Annotated in this window: 25 protein-coding genes and 1 pseudogene; 15 read left to right on the top strand and 11 right to left on the bottom strand. The window is 62.0% G+C overall.

Annotated elements, in window-relative coordinates:
* Window positions 1-110 precede the first annotated feature (110 nt).
* From ASG47_RS17800 to ASG47_RS17790, 3 genes are read left to right on the top strand one after another with little or no spacing between them, the layout of a single operon-like run.
* Window positions 111-1,007 (top strand): DMT family transporter, encoded by an 897-nt coding sequence (locus ASG47_RS17800; protein WP_061911517.1) that lies wholly within the window; start codon window positions 111-113, stop codon window positions 1,005-1,007.
* Window positions 1,008-1,055: 48 nt separating this feature from the next.
* Complete coding sequence (locus tag ASG47_RS20765) at window positions 1,056-1,262, top strand: hypothetical protein (protein ID WP_156464155.1); 207 nt, start codon at window positions 1,056-1,058, stop codon at window positions 1,260-1,262.
* Window position 1,263: 1 nt separating this feature from the next.
* Entirely contained in the window at window positions 1,264-1,443 is a 180-nt protein-coding gene (locus ASG47_RS17790) for a hypothetical protein (RefSeq protein WP_061911512.1), read from the top strand.
* Between the two features lie 12 nt (window positions 1,444-1,455).
* Here ASG47_RS17790 and gatB read toward each other — a convergent pair whose 3' ends face one another.
* The 3 genes from gatB to ASG47_RS17775 all read right to left on the bottom strand — a co-directional run bounded on the left by gatB (window position 1,456) and on the right by ASG47_RS17775 (window position 3,922).
* Window positions 1,456-2,955 carry an Asp-tRNA(Asn)/Glu-tRNA(Gln) amidotransferase subunit GatB gene (gatB, locus tag ASG47_RS17785; RefSeq protein ID WP_061911510.1) on the bottom strand — a complete coding sequence of 500 codons (1,500 nt, stop codon included), beginning with the start codon at window positions 2,953-2,955 and terminating at the stop codon, window positions 1,456-1,458.
* A 100-nt stretch (window positions 2,956-3,055) separates the two neighbouring features.
* Complete coding sequence (locus ASG47_RS17780; protein WP_061911509.1) at window positions 3,056-3,565, bottom strand: GNAT family N-acetyltransferase; 510 nt, start codon at window positions 3,563-3,565, stop codon at window positions 3,056-3,058.
* 39 nt (window positions 3,566-3,604) lie between these two features.
* Window positions 3,605-3,922 carry a chorismate mutase gene (locus tag ASG47_RS17775; RefSeq protein WP_061911506.1) on the bottom strand — a complete coding sequence of 106 codons (318 nt, stop codon included), beginning with the start codon at window positions 3,920-3,922 and terminating at the stop codon, window positions 3,605-3,607.
* Between the two features lie 256 nt (window positions 3,923-4,178).
* On the opposite strand from ASG47_RS17775, the gene ASG47_RS17770 reads away from it, so the two are divergent.
* A complete protein-coding gene (locus ASG47_RS17770; protein WP_061911505.1) occupies window positions 4,179-4,436 on the top strand; it encodes a YjhX family toxin in 258 nt (85 codons plus the stop codon).
* 169 nt (window positions 4,437-4,605) lie between these two features.
* Here the strand turns inward: ASG47_RS17770 and ASG47_RS17765 are convergent, their stop codons facing one another.
* The 7 genes from ASG47_RS17765 to ASG47_RS17735 form a co-directional block, all read right to left on the bottom strand.
* The gene (locus ASG47_RS17765) at window positions 4,606-4,923 is read right to left on the bottom strand and encodes a hypothetical protein (RefSeq protein ID WP_061911621.1); all 318 of its coding nucleotides are present in this window, start codon (window positions 4,921-4,923) and stop codon (window positions 4,606-4,608) included.
* 129 nt (window positions 4,924-5,052) lie between these two features.
* Window positions 5,053-6,537, bottom strand: a complete 1,485-nt coding sequence (gatA, locus tag ASG47_RS17760; protein ID WP_061911503.1) for an Asp-tRNA(Asn)/Glu-tRNA(Gln) amidotransferase subunit GatA — start codon at window positions 6,535-6,537, stop codon at window positions 5,053-5,055.
* Entirely contained in the window at window positions 6,530-6,997 is a 468-nt protein-coding gene (locus ASG47_RS17755) for a hypothetical protein (protein ID WP_061911501.1), read from the bottom strand. Before ASG47_RS17755 ends, gatA begins: the two co-directional genes overlap by 8 nt.
* The gene (locus ASG47_RS17750) at window positions 6,985-7,494 is read right to left on the bottom strand and encodes a hypothetical protein (protein ID WP_061911498.1); all 510 of its coding nucleotides are present in this window, start codon (window positions 7,492-7,494) and stop codon (window positions 6,985-6,987) included. The genes ASG47_RS17755 and ASG47_RS17750 overlap by 13 nt, the downstream gene beginning before the upstream one ends.
* A complete protein-coding gene (locus tag ASG47_RS17745; RefSeq protein WP_061911496.1) occupies window positions 7,491-7,973 on the bottom strand; it encodes a GNAT family N-acetyltransferase in 483 nt (160 codons plus the stop codon). The genes ASG47_RS17750 and ASG47_RS17745 overlap by 4 nt, the downstream gene beginning before the upstream one ends.
* The gene (gatC, locus tag ASG47_RS17740) at window positions 7,973-8,260 is read right to left on the bottom strand and encodes an Asp-tRNA(Asn)/Glu-tRNA(Gln) amidotransferase subunit GatC (RefSeq protein WP_061911494.1); all 288 of its coding nucleotides are present in this window, start codon (window positions 8,258-8,260) and stop codon (window positions 7,973-7,975) included. The genes ASG47_RS17745 and gatC overlap by 1 nt, the downstream gene beginning before the upstream one ends.
* A gap of 87 nt (window positions 8,261-8,347) precedes the next feature.
* Window positions 8,348-8,866 (bottom strand): hypothetical protein, encoded by a 519-nt coding sequence (locus tag ASG47_RS17735; RefSeq protein WP_061911492.1) that lies wholly within the window; start codon window positions 8,864-8,866, stop codon window positions 8,348-8,350.
* 70 nt (window positions 8,867-8,936) lie between these two features.
* On the opposite strand from ASG47_RS17735, the gene ruvX reads away from it, so the two are divergent.
* The 7 genes from ruvX (at window position 8,937) to topA (ending at window position 17,221) form a co-directional block, all read left to right on the top strand.
* On the top strand, window positions 8,937-9,389 hold the full coding sequence (ruvX, locus tag ASG47_RS17730; RefSeq protein ID WP_156464154.1) for a Holliday junction resolvase RuvX: 453 nt from the start codon (window positions 8,937-8,939) through the stop codon (window positions 9,387-9,389).
* 76 nt (window positions 9,390-9,465) lie between these two features.
* Window positions 9,466-10,431 carry an aspartate carbamoyltransferase catalytic subunit gene (locus ASG47_RS17725; protein ID WP_061911489.1) on the top strand — a complete coding sequence of 322 codons (966 nt, stop codon included), beginning with the start codon at window positions 9,466-9,468 and terminating at the stop codon, window positions 10,429-10,431.
* Complete coding sequence (gene pyrC / locus ASG47_RS17720) at window positions 10,428-11,720, top strand: dihydroorotase (protein WP_061911487.1); 1,293 nt, start codon at window positions 10,428-10,430, stop codon at window positions 11,718-11,720. Before ASG47_RS17725 ends, pyrC begins: the two co-directional genes overlap by 4 nt.
* Window positions 11,721-11,906: 186 nt before the next feature.
* A complete protein-coding gene (locus ASG47_RS17715) occupies window positions 11,907-12,407 on the top strand; it encodes a DUF1993 family protein (protein WP_061911485.1) in 501 nt (166 codons plus the stop codon).
* Window positions 12,408-12,745: 338 nt separating this feature from the next.
* Entirely contained in the window at window positions 12,746-13,351 is a 606-nt protein-coding gene (gene plsY / locus ASG47_RS17710) for a glycerol-3-phosphate 1-O-acyltransferase PlsY (protein WP_061911483.1), read from the top strand.
* A gap of 17 nt (window positions 13,352-13,368) precedes the next feature.
* The gene (dprA, locus tag ASG47_RS17705; RefSeq protein ID WP_061911619.1) at window positions 13,369-14,484 is read left to right on the top strand and encodes a DNA-processing protein DprA; all 1,116 of its coding nucleotides are present in this window, start codon (window positions 13,369-13,371) and stop codon (window positions 14,482-14,484) included.
* A gap of 79 nt (window positions 14,485-14,563) precedes the next feature.
* Window positions 14,564-17,221, top strand: a complete 2,658-nt coding sequence (topA, locus tag ASG47_RS17700) for a type I DNA topoisomerase (protein ID WP_061911481.1) — start codon at window positions 14,564-14,566, stop codon at window positions 17,219-17,221.
* Window positions 17,222-17,340: 119 nt separating this feature from the next.
* Here topA and ASG47_RS17695 read toward each other — a convergent pair whose 3' ends face one another.
* Window positions 17,341-18,384, bottom strand: a complete 1,044-nt coding sequence (locus ASG47_RS17695) for a dipeptidase (protein WP_082511824.1) — start codon at window positions 18,382-18,384, stop codon at window positions 17,341-17,343.
* Window positions 18,385-18,677: 293 nt separating this feature from the next.
* Here ASG47_RS17695 and rnr point away from each other — a divergent pair, with 293 nt between their 5' ends.
* The 4 genes and pseudogenes from rnr to ASG47_RS20460 all read left to right on the top strand — a co-directional run bounded on the left by rnr (window position 18,678) and on the right by ASG47_RS20460 (window position 22,000).
* A complete protein-coding gene (gene rnr / locus ASG47_RS17690) occupies window positions 18,678-20,954 on the top strand; it encodes a ribonuclease R (RefSeq protein ID WP_061911477.1) in 2,277 nt (758 codons plus the stop codon).
* Between the two features lie 4 nt (window positions 20,955-20,958).
* Window positions 20,959-21,357 (top strand): DUF983 domain-containing protein, encoded by a 399-nt coding sequence (locus ASG47_RS17685; RefSeq protein WP_061911475.1) that lies wholly within the window; start codon window positions 20,959-20,961, stop codon window positions 21,355-21,357.
* Window positions 21,358-21,468: 111 nt separating this feature from the next.
* Window positions 21,469-21,711 (top strand): type II toxin-antitoxin system ParD family antitoxin, encoded by a 243-nt coding sequence (locus ASG47_RS17680; RefSeq protein WP_061911473.1) that lies wholly within the window; start codon window positions 21,469-21,471, stop codon window positions 21,709-21,711.
* A 2-nt stretch (window positions 21,712-21,713) separates the two neighbouring features.
* Window positions 21,714-22,000: pseudogene (locus tag ASG47_RS20460) on the top strand (type II toxin-antitoxin system RelE/ParE family toxin).
* The last annotated feature ends 20 nt before the right edge of the window (window positions 22,001-22,020 follow it).

The raw sequence follows: 22,020 nt of genomic DNA, 5'->3' as shown, positions 1-22,020 counted from the left end.
TCAGCAGACTCCGTCCATCACCACGATTGATGCGATCCATCGTCAAAATCGGTTCGACCTTTGTTCCTGCGGGGCGTAGCGTCCGGCCTTCTCAGTGAAAGGCACCCGAGATGAGTCTGCGTGATTGGTTCTGGATTGTTCTCCTCGGCGCCATCTGGGGATGCTCCTTCGTCTTCAACGCCATCCTCATCCGCGAGATCGGCCCGCTCTGGGTCACCTCGCTCCGCGTCAGCATCGGCGCCCTCGGCTGCTGGGTCGTCATGCTGGCGCTCAAAAAGTCGGTGCCGCGCGATCCCAAACTTTGGCTACAGCTCGGCGGCCTCGGCATCATCGCCTATGCCATTCCTTTCGCGCTTTTCCCCCTCGCCCAGGCCCACCTCGCGAGCGGCATCGCCGCGATCATCAATGCCCTGACCCCCATGGTCACCGCGCTGATTTCTCATGCCTGGGTCGGTGGCGAAAAGGCGACGCCCACGAAATTTGCCGGTGTCGCGATCGGCTTTGTCGGCGCGGCCATTCTGGTGTCACCAGCACTGGCGGGCGGCGGCTCCTCGCAGCTCTGGGCCATCGCCGCCTGCCTCGGCGCTACGCTCTGCTACGCCATCTCCCTCAACATCACCCGCAGCTATAAACACGTCGAGCCCACGGCTTTCGCTTCTATCGCCCTCACTGGCGCCGCCATAGTCGCGGTCCCGATCGCATTCTTCTCTGAAGGCGTCCCGGTCATGACGCGTCCCGAAACGTTCGGCGCAGCCCTTGCCATCGGCCTTCTCTCGACCGCCTTCACCTTCCAGATCATGTACCGGATCCTGCCCCGCGTCGGCGCCACCAATTTCGCCACGACAACCTTCATCGCCCCGATCTCGGCTCTGATCATCGGCGTCACCGTCCTCGGCGAAAGCATCCTGCCGATCCAGATCCTGGGCATGTTCGTGATCTTTTTTGGCCTGCTGTTTATCGACGGCCGCATCCGCCACATCTGGAGCCGCCGCGCCGCGACCCCATGATTGCGGAACCTCCCGCCGGGCCCATCGTTGGCCCGTCAGGAGGTGCTCATGCCCAATTCACCTGAAATCGATCCCCGGCCCGACGAGCCTGTCGTCCCGCAGCCCGAGCCGCCACAGCCCGTCCCGGCCGATCCAGTGCCCACTGGCCCGACGGAAATCCCTATGCCCGATCAACCTGTCGAAGACCCCGGCCCGTCCGTCGAGCCCGAAGTCCCACCCATGCCCGGCGATCCCCCGCGGCCGCAGGAGATTTGACATGAGCGATCCGCACGATCACGACCCCAAAGTGCCGCACAATCCGCCACAGCCCATGCCGATCAACCTGCCCACGGGCGATGCACTCAACCCGCACACCTCGCCCTTGCGGCATGATCAGGATACGGAAAAGCCCGACCCGGCACTACCGCCGGAGCCGGGCCACGATATCAATCCCTAGCGCAGACAGCGCTTATTCGATCCCGAGCTTGCGCTTCATCAGGTCGTTGAGAGCCTGCGGGTTGGCCTTGCCGCCCGAGGCCTTCATCGCCTGACCGACGAACCAGCCGATCATTGTCGGCTTGGCGATCACCTTGGCCACCTGATCGGGATTGGCCGCAATGATCTCGTCGACGATCTTTTCGATCGCGCCAAGATCGGTCACCTGCTTGAGCCCACGGCGCTCCACGATCTCCGCCGGATCGCCCTCGGGTTCCTCGGCAATGAGAATCTGCAGCACATCCTTGCCACCTTTGGACGAGATCGTGCCGCCTGCAATTAGGTCGACCAGCCCCGCAATCTGCGCCGGCTGCAGATGCGTCTCCCAAACAGCCAGACCCTGGCTATTGGCAAACGCCGCGACGTCCGCATTGAGGATATTGGCCACGGCCTTGCCATCACGCTTCGTGCCGCCATGGGCCACGCAAGCCTCATAGTAATCCGCCGTTTCGCGGTCGAGCGTCAGCACCATCGCGTCATAAGCGGTAACGCCATAGTCACCGATAAACCGCGTCTGCTTCTCGTCTGGAAGCTCCGGCAGCCCTTCAGCCATTTTGGCAATGAACGCATCGTCGAATTCGAGCGGCAGCAGGTCGGGATCGGGGAAATAGCGATAATCATGCGCTTCTTCCTTGGAGCGCATAGACCGCGTTTCGCCGTTCTTGGGGTCGAACAGGCGCGTTTCCTGGTCGATCTTGCCGCCATCTTCCAAAATATCGATCTGGCGCCGCGCCTCATATTCGATCGCCTGACCGGCAAAACGGATCGAATTGACGTTCTTGATTTCGCAGCGCGTGCCGAATTCGCCGCCCGGACGGCGCACCGAAACGTTGACGTCGGCACGCATGGAACCCTGCTCCATATTGCCGTCACAGGTGCCGAGATAGCGCAGGATCGTCCGCAGCTTACCCAGATACGCTTTGGCCTCGTCTGAGGAGCGCAGATCTGGCTTCGACACGATTTCCATCAGCGCTACGCCCGACCGGTTGAGATCGACAAAGCTCATATTGGGGTGCTGATCGTGGATCGACTTGCCGGCGTCCTGCTCGAGATGCAGGCGCTCGATCCCGATTTCGATCTGCTCGCCATCGACATCGAGCAAAACCTTGCCCTCGCCGACGATCGGGTCCTTGAACTGGGAAATCTGATAGCCCTGCGGCAGATCGGGATAGAAATAGTTCTTCCGATCAAACACCGAGCGCTTGTTGATCTGCGCCTTGAGCCCGAGCCCGGTGCGCACAGCCTGGCGCACGCACTCCTCGTTGATGGTCGGCAGCATGCCCGGCATGGCTGCATCGACGAAGCTGACATTCGCATTGGGCGGATTGCCGAAGGCCGTCGAAGACCCCGAAAACAGCTTGGACTCGCTCGTGACTTGCGCGTGCACTTCCATGCCGATGATCACTTCCCAATCACCGGTCGAACCGGAAATCAGGCGCTTCTTGTCAGGGGTGCGGGTGTCGACGAGGGTCAATTGAATGTCCTGAAAGGCGAGGCAAAATCTACGTAAGTGCTTACTGAGATTGGCGCAGCGATGCAACCGCGATGGCCGGAAATCCGCCCGCTACCCGCGCTCAATCCTCGCCGATCTCGCCATCGAACGGATGCAGTTCCTTTTCGAGATGCACGCTCATGAACGGCTCATGCGCCGCCCGCGCCGCGGTGCGCAGCGCCAGGATATGATAGCCCTGCCGCTCGTAAAACCGCACTGCCCGCACATTGTCCGCCGGCGTTTCCAGCAGGACCCGCTCAGCCCCTTCGAGCTCGAGCATGGTCTCCATGCGGTTCAGCAGCCGCGCGCCGATCCCATGGCCCTGCATATCGGGCATCACGAAGAGAAATGGAATGTAGTTCCGACGCCGGGATCGGCAGCACCAGCCGACGACGATCCCGTCGATCGTCGCCACCACGCCATTTTGCCAATTGGACGCGGCCGCATGCGACAAGCGCAATCGCTCGCTGTCCCGTTGCCCCGGCTTTTCGTCGAGCAGCGGCCGTATCCCGGAATCCCAGGCCGAAAAGGCAATATGCGCCATGCGCGGCACGTCTGCGAGTTCAGCTTTGCGGATGTCGATAACAGCCATTCCAGTCTGCTCCTCGCTCGCCGTGTCCGCGGCGCAGCGTTATCGTGCCCGGCGTCGAGCGGCGATGATGCCCTTTTCGTAGTTCACATTCCAGTCGATCAGCGTCCGCCAGATTAGCTCGGCCTGGTCTTCGTCGAGGTCGAGATCAAGGCTCCGCGCCCGCACCTTGGAGACGACGGCTTCGATCCGCGCCGGGTCGAAGGCTTCGTGCGGATCGGTCTTGATCTCTGCCATACGCGTAACATAGCGGTGACGCTCGGCAAAAAGGCCCAGCAAAGCTTGGTCGATCCGGTCGATTTCGAACCGAACGTCATCCTTGCTTTCACATTCGGCAGGCAGTTTTGCGGCAGCAGTCACGGTCCATCCCCAGATCTTGGTCTGTTGCTGGTTTGCACCGGCCTGAGGTGGATTTCAACCGCTCGCGCGCAGAATGTGGACGCCCCGCAGTCCAAGCGCTAGACAAAGTCCATGTCTAGTCAGTCCGAGACCGCTTGAAGCCCCGTCCTATTGGCGGCGGGGCATGAATGAACCGACCAGCCGCTGAGCGCGATGCCAGCGGCACGGTCTTGTTTGTTCGCGCGTTCAAAAACGCGCCTCTCAGGCATCAGACACAGTGGACATTTCCCGAGACGAACAGCGCGTGCTCCATGCACTCGCCCAAGGCGGCTACATCGCCGTCATCAAAAATTCCCGCGGCAAGATCGCCGAATTCGAATTCATCAACCGCGAAGGCTGGCAGATGAGCGGGCTCACGCCCGTTCTCTTCTCCAAACTCAAAGCGAAAAAGGCCATCAAATCCCAAGGCGGCAAACCCTACCGCATCACCAAGCGCGGACTGGAATTGGTGAGGAGCCAAGTCGACAACCGATAGGATTAAGTCAGAGAAAACTGACTCGATGCCCACCATTTGTCACCCCGGCGAAAGCCGGGGCCCATCCTGAGATTTCAAAATCGACTTGCCCTAAATCGGCACCGAAACCAGAAAAACAAAAAGGCCGCAGCACAATGCTGCGGCCCTCAATCCAAACCCACCAAAACCCCTAGTGCTTGGTCACTTCGCTCAGCGCCGCCGAAATGTGCTCCCATTCGGCACTCACGCTCGCCGTCGCCCGGCGCTTGCCTGCGCGGCGATACCAATAGTCCGCATTGCCCATGTCCGCCTCGATCCAGTGCATCAGCGCGTGCACCCAATCAAAAGCGGGCACACCCTCCATCGACTGAACGATAGCGTGCGCCCTTTCCCATTCGGGTCCGACGCGGAATTCGCCCTTCTTGAGCCACCAGAGCGCCTGCAGCGGCTTGCTCATATCCTTGGGCGGCTCGGACCAGTCGAGCGTCGTAAAAATATCAACGGCCATCGGCGACATTCCTGTTGGCCCGGACGCTGCCATCGGGCGCGTCACAACCAGTTTAAATTTGTGCATGGGGCGCAAATAGTGCGGAACGGCGGCGCAATCAAGCGCTGCCGTCGTGCAAGGCCCCGCGGCTTACCACCACTGGGTGGGGGCGAAAGTGGTGCCGGTGCTCTTTTCGATCACCCGCGCCGCCGCAAACAGCGTCTCTTCATCGAACGGCTTGCCGATGAGCTGAAGACCGAGCGGCAGACCCTTGCCGTCCTTGCCCGCAGGCACCGCAATGCCGGGAAGACCCGCCATGTTTACGGTCACCGTGAAGACGTCGTTGAGATACATCGCAACCGGATCGGCAGCCAGGGCCTCATCGCCAATTCCGAAGGCAGCAGAAGGCGTTGCGGGCGTCAGGATGGTGTCGACGCCAGCGTTGAAGGCATCTTCAAAGTCCTTCTTGATCAGCGTACGCAGCTTCTGGGCCTTGACGTAATAGGCGTCAAAATACCCGGCCGAAAGCACATAGGTACCGATCATGATCCGGCGCTTCACTTCGCGACCAAAACCGGCAGCGCGCGTCAACTCATATTGGTCGGTGATGTCCTTGCCCGAAACGCGGAGCCCATACTTCACGCCATCATAGCGCGCGAGGTTCGACGAGGCTTCGGCCGGCGCCACGATATAATAAGCCGGCAAGGCATATTTCGTGTGCGGCAGCGAAATATCCTTCACCGTCGCGCCTTCAGCCTTGAGCCATTCGAGCCCCTGATTCCACAGCGCCTCGATCTCGGCCGGCATGCCGTCCATGCGATATTCGCGCGGTACGCCGATGACGAGACCTTTTACGCCGCGCTCGACGGCAGCAGCAAAATCGGGCACCGCGAGGTCGACACTCGTCGAATCCTTTGGATCGAACCCCGACATCGACTGCAGCATCAGCGCCGCATCTTCCACGGTCCGGGCGATCGGGCCTGCCTGATCGAGCGACGACGCAAAAGCGACTGTGCCCCAGCGCGAGCATCGGCCATAAGTCGGCTTGATGCCAACCGTGCCGGTAAATGCCGCGGGCTGGCGGATCGAACCGCCGGTGTCGGTTGCTGTCGCACCGGCACAGAGCCACGCCGCCACAGCCGAAGCCGAACCGCCCGACGAGCCGCCCGGCACCAGATTGGCATTGCTGCCTTCGGCGCGATAGGGATTGACCACGGCGCCATAGTAGCTCGTCTCGTTAGACGACCCCATGGCGAACTCGTCCATGTTGAGCTTGCCCAACATCACCGCGCCGTCGCGCCAGAGGTTGGCGGTCACGCTCGATTCGTATTCGGGCTTGAACCCATCAAGAATGTGGCTCGCCGCCTGAGTGTGCACGCCCTTGGTCGCAAAGAGATCTTTCACGCCGAGCGGAATGCCTTCCAATAGTCCGGCTTCGCCCCGCGCCAGTTTCGCGTCGCTGGTCTTGGCCATGTCGCGGGCTTGCTCGGGCGTCGTCGCCACATAGGCATTGAGCTTGTCATTGGCAGCGTCGATCGCGCCGATATAGGCGTCGGTCAATTCCACCGCGGTAAAGCTCTTGTCCTTGAGGCCCTGGCGGGCATCGGCGAGGCTCAGCTTGGTCAGGTCAGTCAACGGTAATCTCGCTCAGATTGTCGCAGCGTGTGTAGAGCGTTGCGCCGGGCGTCGCAACAGCACTGGTGGGTTCGAAAATGCCGGCCAGCGTCATGGCGGCATCATAGGACGAGACCAATTGGATCTGCGTCTCGGAATATGGGGCGATAGCCATCGTATCGGGATAGAGCTCGCCCGGCGCTTCGCAGACGGCATTGACGAACAGATGGGTCGAGCCTTCGCGGCTTTTCACGTCGAAGAAATTGCATTGGAATTCCATGGACTGGATGCCCTTGGGAAAGCCCAATGCCAGGAAATCGAGGTCCATGAAGGCTTCGATTCCCTTCTTCTCCAGCTTGTCGCAAGCGGCCGGATCGGTCACATAGATCTTGCTCTGGTCGATGCGCAAATCTTCCTGCGCCGCCGCAGTCAGCGGCAGCGCGAGCATCGCGGCAAGCGTGATCCCGATCATTTTGGCCATGCAAAATCCTTCGCCGTCAGCGCCGGACAGGCTGTGTAGATCCCGTCATAACCATCGGACTTGGCCATTTCCTCGCCGCCGAGATCGGCGCGCATCGAAATGATCTCGAGGCTCGGCGGAATCGGCTCGCCGGTATCGCCGTAATGGAGATTGATATTCTGGCTGACATTGGTCAGCACCACCTGGTCCATATAGTCCTCATAAGGACCATAGCACCGCGCTGTCGCCAACACTTCGGTGTCGCCGTCATCCCAGCCCATCGCCGAAGGCGACATGCGCACATCGACCAGCCGGCAGATCATTTCCCCACGGACCCAGATCGCCTCGCGCGGCAAGACCGCGCTCGCCTGCAGATCAAACAGCACCGACTCGATGTCGCCCTTGCCGGCCTGATCGCAGACGGCCGGGTCGGAAACATAGATGGTGTCATATGCATCGTCGGCCAGTGCGCCACCAATGCTGCACACCACCAAAGCCGCGACAATTGCGGTTCTCATGCAACCTGCTCCTGCGGCAGTTTCAGTTCAAAAAACGCCGACCATTCGCTGTCCGGATAGTCGAGAAACGGCCCGCGCGGCGCGAATCCGTAACGCGTATAGAGCCGATGCGCCTCGGCCATGCCCTCGCCCGTGCCGGTTTCGAGCATCACGCTTCCCATGCCACGCTCTCGCGCCAGCGCGACGATCCGCTCCAGCAACTGCTTGCCGACTCGCTGGCCGCGCACTTCGGGCACCGTGAACATGCGCTTGACCTCGCCAAGCTCAGGCCCATGCGCCTTGAGCGCGCCCATACCTACGGCTTTGCCCGTTTCGTCCCGCGCCACGAACAGCGTCGTATCGCTATCGGCCATCTGCTCGACGGTCATCTTGAACTGAAATTCCAGCGGCGACAGCGGCAGCAAATGATCGTTCAACCGTGCGACCAGCCCGCGAACATCGTCCTGCAGGGGCGTCTCGGCAGCGATCGAAATCGCCATTATTCGACCACCTTGGGCACCATCAAGAAGTTGTCTTCGGTCAGCGGCGCGTTCTTGACGATCTGCTCGGGATAGCCTCCATCCGTCACGACGTCATCGCGGCGGCGCAGCTGCATCGGCGTCACTGAGGTCATCGGCTCTATACCATCGACATTGACTTCACCGAGCTGCTCGACAAAGCCGAGAATGGCGTTGATCTCGCTCTGATAGCTGGCGACTTCCTCTTCCTCGATACGGATACGGGCAAGGCGCCCGATGCGCTTGACGGTGGCAGCGTCGACAGACATGGCAAACTCCAGCGAATAAGGCCTTCTTTGCCGCGTTCTTAGCAACGGCCGGCCCCAAAAGACAATGAAAATGGCTTATGGGAGGGATCAGACTTCCACAGCCAATCCACGCTCGAGCGCAATCAGTCCCGTCCCATCCAGCCGATTCCGCAGCGCCACAAAAGCCGCATCGACCTCGCCCTCACTGCCAGCCAGCGCCATAAGCCGCAGCCCCGCCCGCTCTAAAAGCGCAGCCCCACGCTCAGACAACTCTTCGCCAATCAGCACGACAACCGCCTGCCCCATCCAGCGGCCACCCGCCGAAAAATCTCCGCTCGCCAAAACCAAGGGCACCTCCCCATCGGCATCGACGACCATTGCCCCCTGCCCCAGCCCCACCACCTCGGGCTGCCGCACGGTCTCATCCAGCTCCAGCATCCGCAACGGCACCCGCGGCTTCCAACCCTCCGAACCCGCATCCCTGCCACCCCAGCGCGTCACCACATCGGCCCCACTCACCAACTCCGCCCGATCGACCCCAAGCAAAGCCCCCTCACCTTCCACAACCACAATCGCTCCCCCCGCATGAATGCGAAACGTATTGCCGCCGAACCAGGTTAGTTTCATGAGCGCGTCCCATCGCCAAAATATGCCTATGAGCCTATAGGACAGACGAAGCCAAAACCGCGAGCCCCATGTGACCGTGACCGACACCCTAGCCGCCATCCCCCCCGCCGGCAAAATCCTCGGCCTCGATCTCGGCACCAAAACCATCGGCATCGCCGTGTCCGATGGCATGCGCTATTCCGCCTCCCCTCTCGAAACCATCAAGCGAACGAAATTCACCCAGGATGCCGAACGCATCATCGCGCTTGTCGCTGAAAACAACGCCGTTGCGCTGATCCTCGGCCTGCCACTCAACATGGATGGCACCGAAGGCCCCCGCGTCCAATCCACTCGCGCCTTCGCCCGCAATCTCAGCCAGAAACTCGACCTACCCATCGCCTTCTGGGACGAGCGCCTGTCGACCTCCGCTGTCACCCGCATGATGATCGAAGCAGACCTCCGCCGCGACCGCCGCGCCGAAGTCGTCGACAAGCTCGCCGCCAGTTACATTTTGCAGGGCGCGCTCGATCGGCTGCGCAACTAAAGGTTGAAAATTCAACTATTGGTTGAACGCCGCGCCCCCCTCGGATAGACCGCAGCAAATCTGAAGGGATCCGCGCATGGCCGATACGCCCGCCCGCACCTCCGGCGACTTTCCCCCGTTCCGCCAACGACACCTGGTTTCCATTGCTGATCTCAAACAGCACGAAATCATCGATCTTCTGGACCGCGCCGAGCGCATGGTCCCCGTCAGCAGGCAGGAGCGCAAATCGCTCCCCACGCTGTCCGGCAAAACCCAGATCAATCTTTTCTTCGAGCCCTCGACGCGCACGCAGTCGTCCTTCGAGATCGCGGGCAAACGCCTCGGCGCGCTCGTCGTCAACATGTCGGTCAAAACGTCGTCGGTCTCCAAGGGCGAAACTCTCGTCGACACCGCCGCGACGCTCAACGCCATGCGCCCCGATGTGCTGGTGGTCCGCCATGGCGCCGCCGGCGCAGTCGAACTGCTCAGCCAAAAAGTCGGCTGCTCGGTCATCAATGCCGGCGACGGCGCCCATGAGCACCCGACCCAGGCGCTCCTCGACGCGTTGACCATCCGCCGCCACAAGGGCCGCATTTCCGGTCTCACCGTCGCCATCTGCGGCGACATCGCCAATTCCCGCGTTGCCCGTTCCAATCTGCTGCTGCTCGGCGCGCTCAATGTCCGCACCCGCGTCATCGCCCCGCGCAATCTTCTTCCCGCTGGCATCGAACACCTGGCCACCGAAGTCTTTACCGACATGGAAAAGGGGTTGCAGGGCGTCGACGTCGTCATGATGCTGCGCCTCCAGCATGAGCGCGCCAGCGGCAAGATGATCCCCTCGGTCCGCGAATATTACCGCTTTTATGGCCTCGACGCCGAAAAGCTCGCCTTCGCCAATCCCGATTCCATCGTCATGCATCCCGGCCCCATGAACCGCGGCGTCGAGATCGATCCGGCCATCGCCGATGGCGCCCGCTCGGTCATCACCGATCAGGTCGAGATGGGCGTCGCCGTCCGCATGGCCGTCCTGGATGCCCTGCTGCCTTCGAGGAACGAAGAATGACCCGGCCCCTCCTCATTGAAAATGCCCGCGTCGTCGACCCCGCCTCGGGCACCGATCAGCGCGGCGCAGTCCTCATCGAAAATGGCCGCATCAGCGATCTCGCCCTCGGCGGTCCCGTCGGCGTCCCCGATGGCGCCGAAGTCGTCAATGCCAATGGCCTCGTCCTCGCCCCCGGCCTCATCGACATGCGGGTCTTTACCGGCGAGCCCGGCTGGGAATATCGCGAAACCCTGGCCTCGGCCGGCGAAGCCGCCGCTGCTGGTGGTGTCACCTCTTTTGTCATGATGCCCGATACCATGCCGGCCGTCGATGATGGCGCCGTCGTGGATTTCCTCGTCCGCCGCGCCAAAGCGACCGCCAAGGTCAACATCCTCCCCGCCGCCGGCATCACCAAGGGTCTCGCCGGCGCCGATCTCACCGAATTCGGCCTCATGCGCGAAGCCGGCGCCGTCTGCCTTACCGATGGCCGCAATTCCATCCAGTCGACCGCGCTTCTGCGCACCGCCATGTCCTATGCCGCCAATTATGACATGACGATCGTCCACCACACGGTCGATATGAGCCTTGCCGGCGAAGGCGTCATGAACGACGGGCTCTTCGCCACGGTCCTGGGTTTGAAGGGCATTCCGCGCGAGGCCGAAACCATCCCGCTGTCGCGCGATCTCCAGCTCGCCGCGCTCACTGGCGTTCGCTACCACGCCGCGCAGATCTCGACGGAAACCTCCGTCGAAATCGTCATCGCAGCGAAAAAGCGAAACAAGCGCGTTACCGCTGGCGTCTCGATCAACAATCTCTGCCTCAACGAAAACGACATCGGCCGCTACCGCACATATTTCAAGCTTGGCACGCCGCTGCGTTCGGAAGACGACCGCCGCGCCATCATCGAGGGGCTCCGCTCGGGCGTCATCGACACGATCCATTCCGATCACGATCCGCAGGATAGCGAAGTCAAACGCCAACCTTTTGCCGAAGCCTCCAACGGCGCCATTGGCCTCGAAACCCTCCTCGCCTCGGCCCTGCGTCTCGTCCACTCTGAAGATCTGCCGCTGCTGACGATTCTCAAAGCCATGACCAGCCGCCCCGCCGAAATCCTCGGCCTCGAATCCGGCCGCATCGCCAAGAGCGCACCGGCCGACCTCATCCTCGTCGACCTCGATTATCCCTGGCAGGTCAGCGAAACCGACCTCCGCTCCCGCTCCCGTAACACCAGCTTCGAAGGCGCAAGGCTCGCCGGCAAAGTCATGCGAACGATCGTCGGCGGCGAAACGGTTTTCGTCCACAAGGACTGAGAGCCTCAGCTTTTCCCTAGCCCTTTGTGGGAGAAAAGCCACCGGACCATTCTTCTCCCCCTCGGGGAGAAGGTGGCGCGCAAGCGCCGGATGAGGGGGATGCTTGGAATGAGCTTAACTTCCTCGACTAAACCGATCCTAACTGCCTCCCATCCATCCCCACTCACGTCACCATCAGGTACCCAAATGACCCTCTCAATGTACTCCGCCTCCGTGCCGGTCTTCACCCGCATGCTCAAGAACCTGCTCGCCATTTTCGATAAGGCCGAAGCGCACGCCGCGGCAAACAACATCGATCTCCAGACCTATGTCGGCAGCCGCCTCGCCGATGACATGATCCCCTTCAGCGGCCAAATCCAGATCGCCACCGACGGCGCCAAGGGCGTCTCCGCCCGCCTCGCCGGCCAACCGCTCCCAAGCTGGCCAGATGACGAAGTCACCTGGGCCGAGCTTCGCGCCCGCCTGCAAAAGGCGATCGACTATCTCGCCACGCTTTCGCCAGAAGCCTTCACCGGCGCCGACACCCGCACCGTCACTCTCAAGATCGGCGGCAACGACGTCGAATTCGACGGCGAGACTTACCTCCTCAACCGCGGTCTGCCCAATTTCTACTTCCACGTGACGACGGCCTACGACATTCTCCGCCACAAGGGCGTGCCGATCGGCAAGAAAGACTATCTGGGCTAAGTCCAAAACGGCGTTCCTACGTGTTGGCAACATCTGAATACGCCGCTTCTGGACCTCGAAAAGCATCCCAGGCCCCGTTCTTCCCTCGGGCTCGACCCGAGGGCCAGCGCGGGAGCCACAAGCCTCTACGCTGATGCGAGCGACCCTCGGGACAGGCCCGAGGGAAACATGGTGCGTGGCGCGGTAGCATCCCCACCACCGATCCAACACCTCCCCTTCCAAGGGGAGGCCGGGGGGGGATGCGAGAGCCACAGCGTCAAGCGCCCCAACAAAATCCCCGTCCCCCACTTGCCCCCCTCCCGCCCGGGCGTTAATCCTTCGCTAATAAGGGAGAAACCATGCCGAACGATTTCATTCCGCTCATTCTGGCGCTCGTTCTGGGCTATTTGTTCGGCTCCATTCCCTTCGGCCTCATTCTGACGCGCGCCGCCGGCCTCGGCGATATTCGCAATATCGGCTCGGGCAATATCGGCGCGACCAATGTGCTGCGCACCGGCAACAAGAAAGTCGCCGCCGCGACTCTTGTTCTCGACGCGCTCAAGGCCGCGATTCCCGTTCTCGTCGCCCGCTATTTCTGGGGTGAAGATGCCGCCATGCTTGCCTCGCTCGGCGCCTTCCTCGGCCATTGTTTTCCGGTCTGGCTCGGCTTCAAGGGCGGCAAGGGCGTCGCGGTGATGATCGGTTCGCTCCTGTCCCTCGCCTGGCCCGTCGGCCTGATATTCTGCGCCGTCTGGCTCCTCATTGCCTACACGCGCAAAATGTCCTCCCTCGCAGCACTCACTGCCGCCGCGACGGCCCCTATCTTTGCTTATGTCGTCGTGGGCGATCGGCTCGCCTCCACCGTCCTTGTCCTCGCCGTTCTTCTGTTCTTCCAGCACCGCGAAAACATCGCGCGTCTGTTGAAGGGCACCGAGCCAACCATCAGCGGCAAAAAGACGGCGTGATCGTGGAGGGCCGCGTGATGCAGATGCTCACGCCGGCCCAACGCATCGCCTGGCTGCGCCTGGCGCGCAGCGACAATGTCGGCCCCGTCACCTTTCGTCAGATGCTCAATCGCTTCGGTTCGGCGGAAGCTGCTTTGGATGCGCTGCCAAGTCTTCTCCGCAATACGGGGCGCGCCGCCCGCATCACCAGTCTCAGCCAAGCGGAAGATGAAGTCGCCGCCCTCGCCAAATGGGGCGCCCGCATCGTCGCCATTGGCGAGGCCGCCTACCCCACTCATCTCTCCCACATCCACGGCGCCCCACCCGTCATCACCCTTGTCGGTGGCGATCGGCTCGATTGGCACCGCACGGTCGCCATAGTCGGCGCCCGCAATGCCTCTGCCGCCGGCGCCAAGATGACCCGTATCCTCGCGACCGATCTCGGCGAAGCCGGCTACACCGTCGTCTCAGGCCTCGCGCGCGGCATCGACACCGCCGCCCATCGCGCCAGCCTCACCACCGGCACCATTGCCGTCCTTGCAGGTGGCCTCGACCATATCTATCCCGATGAAAACGTGCCGCTCGCCCAATCCATTCTCGACGCTGGCGGCGCGCTGATCACCGAAATGCCGCTCGGCTGGGAGCCGCGTGCCCGCGATTTCCCAAGACGTAACCGGCTGGTTTCCGGTCTCTCCTTGGGCACGGTCGTCGTCGAAGCTGCAAAGCGCTCGGGGTCATTGATCACCGCTCGCCTCGCCCTCGAGCAAAACCGCGATGTTTTCGCCGTCCCCGGCTCCCCGCTCGATCCGCGCGCCGAGGGTGGCAATCTCCTCATCCAGCAGGGCGCCAAGCTCATCACCTCGGCCGCCGACATCATTGAATCCATCGCCGTCGCCGATCCCGCGCGCAGTCTTCTCTTCGATCCCGCCTGGAGCCCCGACCCCAGCGACACAACCATCGAAGACCAGTCAAACCCCGATGATCGCCATCGCCTCCTGAGCGCGCTCTCGACCACACCCATGGACATCGATGAGCTCATCGGCCAAACGCTGATCGCCCCGCCCGCCATGCAGGGCCTGCTCCTTGAACTCGATCTCGAAGGCCGTCTCGAATGGTCCGGCGGGCAGCTCGTGGCCCTTCGTCCCAGTGAGTGATGCTGCGCCCCGTTGACACTGCCCCCTCGGTTCACCATGTTGCGCCACCTCAGTCAAAGCGTTGCGGAATGGGTTCTCCATGAAGGTCGTCGTCGTTGAAAGTCCGGCTAAAGCCAAGACAATCAACAAATATTTGGGCAAGGACTATGAAGTCCTGGCCAGCTTCGGCCATATCCGCGATTTGCCGGCCAAGGATGGTTCGGTCCGTCCCGACGAAGATTTCGCGATGTCCTGGGAGGTCGATACGGCCTCAAAAAAGCGTGTGGCCGACATTGCCAATGCGCTTAAGGGCGCTGACGGCCTGATCCTCGCGACCGACCCTGATCGCGAAGGCGAAGCCATTTCCTGGCACATCCTCGATGTGCTGCGCCAGAAAAAGGCGATTAAGAAGGACACGCCGGTCCAGCGCGTCGTCTTCAACGCCATCACCAAGGATGCCGTGACGACGGCCATGGCCAATCCGCGCGAAGTGGATATGCCGCTGGTCGATGCCTACCTTGCCCGCCGTGCTCTCGATTATCTTGTCGGATTCACCCTCTCGCCGATCCTCTGGCGCAAGCTTCCCGGCTCCCGTTCGGCCGGTCGCGTGCAGTCCGTCGCCCTCCGCGTCGTGTCCGATCGCGAAGCCGAGATCGAAAAATTCAAGGCGGATGAATATTGGTCCGTCGAAGCTTCGCTTGCGCAAAACGGCAAGAGCTTCGTGGCGCGCCTCTTCTCCGTCGATGGCAAGAAGACCGACAAGCTCGATATCAAGACCGGCGAAGACGCGGCAGCGCTCAAAAAGCTCATCGAAGGCGGCCAGTTCAACGTCGCCAATGTCGAGAAGAAGCCGACCAAGCGCAATCCCTACGCGCCTTTCACCACGTCTTCGCTGCAGCAGGACGCCTCCTCGCGCCTCGGCCTTTCGCCCAGCCGCACCATGCAGATCGCCCAGCGCCTCTACGAAGACGGCCTCATCACCTATATGCGTACAGACGCCGTGCAGATGGCGCCCGAAGGCATCGCCATGGCCCGCTCGGTCATCGGCAAGCACTATGGCGCCGAATTCCTGCCCGATAAGCCGCGCGTCTATTCCTCCAAGGCCAAGAATGCCCAGGAAGCGCACGAAGCGATCCGCCCGACGGATATGTTCAAGCGCCCGGACGATCTCCATCTCGATGCCGATCAGCAAAAGCTCTATGGCCTGATCTGGCGCCGCACAGTCGCATCGCAGATGGCTTCGGCCGAGATCGACCGCACGACCGCCGATATCTCCGTCAACGTCCCTGGCCGCACCGTCGCCCTCCGCGCCGTCGGCTCCGTCGTGACCTTCCCAGGCTTCCTCAAGCTCTATGGCGTCGAAGCCAAGAGCGATGAGGATACCGAAGACGAAGACAGCCGCGAATTGCCGCCCCTCAAGGTGGGTGACAAGCCGACCCTCCAAAAGGTCGAGATCGAGCAGCACTTCACCCAGCCGCCGAGCCGCTATACCGAGGCGAGTCTGATCAAGAAGATGGAAGAGGTTGGCATTGGCCGTCCCTCGACCTATGCCGCCATCGTCACAACCCTTAAGGACCGCAATTATGTGCGTCTCGAGGGCAAGGCGCTCGTCCCCGAGGATCGTGGCCGCATCGTCACCGCCTTCCTCGAAAGCTTCTTCACGCGCTATGTCGAATACGGTTTCACCGCCGGCCTCGAAGAGCAGCTCGACGAAATTTCCGATGGCAAGCTCGATTACAAGCAGGTCCTCCGCGACTTCTGGAAGGACTTCAACGGCAATATCGACGAGATCAAGGACCTCCGCGTCTCCGAAGTTCTCGACGCGCTCAACGATCTTCTCGCGAGCCGCATTTTCCCGCCCAAGGAAGACGGATCGGACCCGCGCCGCTGCCCCACCTGCGGCACAGGCACGCTGTCGCTGAAGTTGGGAAAATTCGGCGCCTTCATCGGCTGCTCCAACTATCCCGAGTGCAAGCACACGACCCAGTTGTCGGACGCCGCCAATGGCCAATCCTCTGAAGCCGCCGCCGGCGATGGCGTTCTCGGCACCGATCCCGAATCGGGCGAGGAAGTGCATCTGAAATCGGGCCGTTTCGGCCCCTATGTTCAGCTTGGCGATGGCAAGGAGCCAAAGCGCTCGTCCCTGCCCAAGGGCTGGGAACCGGCCGCACTGACCCTCGAAAAAGCCCTGCAGCTTCTGTCTCTGCCGCGCGAAGTCGGGCTCCATCCAGAATCCGGCCTGCCCATTTCCGCCGGCCTTGGCCGCTATGGCCCCTTCATCCTGCACGATGGCAAATATGCCAATCTGCCCGATGTCGAAGAAGTCTTCACCGTCGGCCTCAACCGCGCCGTCGACCTTCTCGCCCAAAAGGCCGCTGGCGGCTTCAAGCGCGGCGGCACGGCAGTCGCCGCCATCCAGACCTTTGAGCACGACAACGGCCCGATCACCGTCCGCGCCGGCCGCTATGGCCCCTATGTCAATCAGGGCAAAATCAACGCGACGATCCCCAAGGACGTCGCCCCCGAAGCGGTAACCGTCGAACAAGCCGTCGAATGGATCGCCGCCCGCGCCGAAGCCACCGGCACCAAGGTGAAAAAAGCCCCGGCCAAAAAGGCAGCGGCGAAGAAGCCAGCCGCAAAGAAGGCCGCAGCGTCGGAAGACAAGCCAGCGGCTAAAAAAGCGCCAGCCAAGAAGCCTGCCGCCAAAAAGGCCCCCGCCAAGAAAAGCACCATCACCGACGAAGACGTGCCGTTCTAACGCGCCCCACCCAACCTCCCCCTGACAAGGGGAGGAGCTGCTCGGCTGCACTCGGAAATCTTGGCAAACTCGATAAGTCCCTCCCCCTACCAGGGGGAGGCTAGGTGGGGGTAGCGCCCTTACCCCATCGTCCTCCCCACCACGCCCAACCAATTCTCCAGCGCAATCTTGCGCACCAACCCCTCGCCATAGCCCTTATCCAGCAGTGCCTGAAGCAGTTTTGGCACGCCCGTCACATCCTTGATCGGCGCCGGCATCGTCGCCCCGTCGAAATCCGAGCCGAGCGCCACGCCGTCCTCGCCCAGCGCCTCGACCAGCGCATCGACATGGCGAACCATCAGTTCGATCTCCATATCCGGCTCCATCTTCCCATCCGGCCGCAGGAACCCAGTCGCATAGTTTAGCCCGACGACTCCGCCGCTCTCCCGGATCGCCGCCAATTGCCAATCAACAAGATTCCGCGTCGATGGACAGATCGCGTGGACATTCGAATGCGTCGCGACGAGCGGCTTGTTCGAGTTCGCCGCCACATCGCGAAAACCCGCGGCGTTGAGGTGGCTGAGATCGATCATGATCCCCATGCGATCACACACCCGCACCAGTTCCTTGCCTGCATCGCTCAGCCCCGGCCCGATGTCGGGATCGACCCCATGCCGGAACGGCACACCCGTCCCAAAAGCATTGGCCCGGCTCCAGGTAATCCCCAGTGACCGGAACCCCGCCGCGTAAAGCACCTCAAGCGCGTTGAAATCGGTGTCGATCGCCTCGGCGCCCTCATGATGGTAGATCGCTGCCAGCGTCCCCGACGTCATCGCCGCGCGAATCTCCGCCGCCGTCCGGCAAACCTTGAGCGACCCAGCGCGATCGAGTTGAAACATCAGTGCCGCCATCGCATTGGTCGAGCGCTGCGCCTCGGCGATATCCAGTTCCGGCGGCAATTGTCCCGCAGCCTTCGCTGGCGTCGAAATATCGCTCAGGCTCGCCTTCAGCGGCGGCGGAAACATCGCGAAGAACCCGCCCACCATCCCGGCAGACTTGGCCCGCGGCAAATCGATATGCGCCTCCGCCATCCCGTCGGTGAACAGTTCCACCTTGTTCGGCCGCGGATCATCCACCAGCCGCAGCAGCGTATCATTATGGCCGTCGAAAAAAGGAATAGTCATGGAATCGCTTTCTTGTAACTCTCGCATTGAACGGGTGTTAGCCGTGCGGGGCAAGCACCCCCACCTAACCTCCCCCTGCTAGGGGGAGGGACCGATCGACTATGCCGCAATACTCGTGAGCCACCAGCAGATCCCTCCCCCTACCAGGGGGAGGCTAGGTGGGGGTACCGTCCCGGCCATTCCAGCATGGCTCTCGTGGCTTCCCCGCCTCAAATCGCCCCATTGGGGCGATTTGCCCTGTGGGACGGCGTTGAATTGGCAAAACCCCGCCAATCCCCTACATATCCATCAACATGAAAACCAAAAAACCAAAAACCACGTCCGGCCCCCGTCGCAGCGTTCAGCCGCGCGCCGGTGAATTGCCGACCCGCGAACAGCTTCTTGCCGCGCTCGCCCAGGACGCCGATATCAAGGGCAAGCGCGATCTCGCCAAGGTCTTCGGCATTCGCGGTGATATGCGGAAGCCCTTCAAGGCCATGCTGGCCGAGCTAGAAGGCGATGGTGTCATCACGCGCACCCGCAAGGCGCTGCGCCGCACCGCCGCCCTGCCCCACGTCACTGTCCTCGATATCCCGTCCGACGCCGATCCCGATGCGCTCCACGCCTACCCGGCCCAGTGGAATGACGAGGAAGGCGAAAAGCCGCGCGTCGAAGTTCTCGTCGGCAGCGACGCTCGCGTAGCGCCCGCCCCCGGCGACCGCATCCTCGCGCGGATCGATGCCGGCGAAGACGACATCCCGCATTACACCGCCAAGCCGATGAAGGTGCTCGACAAGCCCCGTCGTGGGCAGATCGGCATCGTCCGCATGGACAATGAGGGCGCCCGCCTCATTCCGATCGATCGCAAGCAAAAGGAAATGCGCATCCCGCTTGGCGATCTCGGCGACAGCAAGGACGGCGACCTCGTCGAAGTGGAGGTAAAGCTCTCGGGCCGGCTGATGATTCCGCGCGCTCGGGTCACCAATGTCATCGGCAACCCCGCCTCAGAAGGTGCGGTCTCGATGATCGCCATCCACAATCTCGAAATCCCCTATGTCTTCCCCGCCAGCGTCGTTCGCGAAGCCGAAGAAGCCAAGGAAGCGACCCTGAAAGGCCGCGAGGATTGGCGCGACCTGCCTTTGGTCACCATCGATCCGCCCGACGCCAAGGACCATGACGACGCGGTCCACGCCGCGCCCGACGAAGACCCGAAGAACCCCGGCGGCCACGTGGTCACCGTGGCCATCGCCGACGTCGCCGCCTATGTGCGCCCCGGCACGGCGCTTGATCGCGAAGCCTATCTCCGCGGCAATTCGGTCTATTTCCCCGACCGCGTCGTGCCCATGCTGCCCGAGCGCATTTCCAACGAACTCTGTTCGCTCAAGGAAGGCGAGCCCCGCGCCGCCCTCGCTGTGCGCATGGTGCTCGACGCCGATGGCAACAAGATCAGCCACTCTTTCCATCGCATCCTGATGCGCTCGGCCGCCAAGCTCAGCTACCAGCAGGCGCAAGCCGCAATCGATGGCAATGCCGACGACAAGACCGGCCCGCTGCTCGATCCTATCCTGCGCCCGCTCTGGGCCGCTTATGACGCCATGGCCTCGGCCCGCGACAAGCGTGGTCCGCTCGATCTCGATCTGCCCGAGCGCAAGATCATCCTCGACGAAAAAGGCATGGTCGCCGATATCCGCATCCCCGACCGCCTTGAAGCCCATCGGCTGATCGAAGAAATGATGATCGCGGCCAATGTCGCCGCCGCCGAAACGCTCGAACAGAAGCGCCAGGAACTGCTCTATCGCGTCCACGACGAGCCCTCCTCCGAAAAGCTCCAAAGCCTGCGCGACTTCCTAGGCAGCCTCGATATTTCGGTGAAACAATCCGATTCTGTCCGCGCGTCCGATTTCAACGGCATTCTCAATCAGGCCCGCAAGGCCGGCAATGTTGAACAGGTCAGCGAAATGGTGCTGCGCAGCCAGGCGCAGGCCGAATATTCGGCAGAGAATTACGGCCATTTCGGTCTTAACCTCAACCGCTACGCCCACTTCACCTCGCCCATCCGCCGCTATGCCGATTTGATCGTGCACCGCGCGCTGGTGAAAGCCCTCGGCTTCGGCGGTGATGGCCTCACCGAGCAGGAAGAAACAAAACTTACCGGCATCGCTCAGCACATCTCGGCCACCGAGCGCCGCGCCATGCTGGCCGAACGCGAAACCTCCGATCGCCTCCTCGCGCAATTCCTCGCGCAAAAGATCGGTGCCCGCTTCGAAGGCCGAGTTTCCGGCGTCACCCGCTCGGGCCTCTTCATCCGCCTCCTCGAAACCGGCGCCGATGGCTTCATCCCGGCCTCGACCCTGGGCCAGGACTATTATCGCTATGTCGAAGAGCGGCAGGCCATGGTCGGCGAACGCGGCGGCGAAACTTTTACGCTCGGCGATCGCGTGACCGTGCGTTTACTTGAAGCAGCTCCGGTAGCCGGATCGCTCCGCTTCGAGTTGTTGTCTGAAGGCACCCGCGGCAATCCGCCATCTGGGCGCCGCCCGCAAAAACGCCCATCTAAGAGCTTCGGTCCCAAGGGCCGGAGAAAGAGGTAGTTCCATGCCAGAGAACACCACCACTCTCGAAAATCGCAGTGTCGGCCAGGCCATGTGGCGCGGCGCCCTCTGCCGCTGCCCGCACTGTGGCCAGGGCAAGATGTTCCGCGCCTATCTCAAGGTCGCGGACCAATGCAATGTCTGCGGCGAAGAGCTAAGCCATCATCGCGCCGATGATTTCCCGCCCTATATCGCCATCACCATTGTCGGCCACATCATCATCTTCCTGATGCTGCATATGGACATGACCTACCATGTCCAGCCGATCACCTATCTCCTGACGATGATTCCCCTCTCCATCGTCCTCTGCCTCGCCCTCCTGCCCCCCATCAAGGGCTCGATCGTGGGTCTGCAATGGGCCGCCCGCATGTACGGCTTCGGCGCGCCCAGCCGGGCGGATTGAACACTCCTAGCGAAGCACACCAGAGCTCACCCTGAGCCGGTCGAAGGGCGAGGTCCCACACGCTTTGACAATCTTTGCCAAAAACTGCGATATTCGTTCTTGGAGGCAAATATGGCCACGATGAACGTTTCACTCCCCGGTCCGATGAAAGACTGGGTCGAAGCCCAGGCGCAGACCGGGCGCTATGCCAATGCGAGCGATTATGTCCGCGATCTGATCCGTAAGGATCAGGAACGCAGCGACAAAATCTCAACCATGCAGCGCTATGTCGATGAAGGCCTGGCCAGCGGCGCCGGCACCCTCACGAGAGAGGGCATTTTCGCTGAAGCCAAAAGGCGCGCTGTGGCCGGTTAATCATGGGCTTTCGTCTTACAAGGCAGGCCGAAATCGATTTGGTCGAGATTGCCCAAGCCGGCATACGCCTCTTCGGAGAAAACCAGGCCGCGCGGTACCACAACGAACTGTTTGATCTGTTCGATCTGATTGCCGCCAATCCAAGAATCGCCCCGGAGCGGCCCGACATTCACCCACCTGTCCGATCCATCCCTCCAAGGCTCACCTCGTCGTCTATGTCGTGGAAGGTGCCGGAGACATCTTGATTATCCGCGTGCGGCATGGTCACGAAAACTGGCCCGACGCCTGAGGCTAATCCTCGCCGAGACG

Source organism: Devosia sp. Leaf420, from assembly GCF_001425445.1.
Lineage (GTDB): Bacteria > Pseudomonadota > Alphaproteobacteria > Rhizobiales > Devosiaceae > Devosia.
Note: the sequence above shows the minus strand (reverse complement) of the source record. Positions and strands in the feature narration are given on the sequence as shown.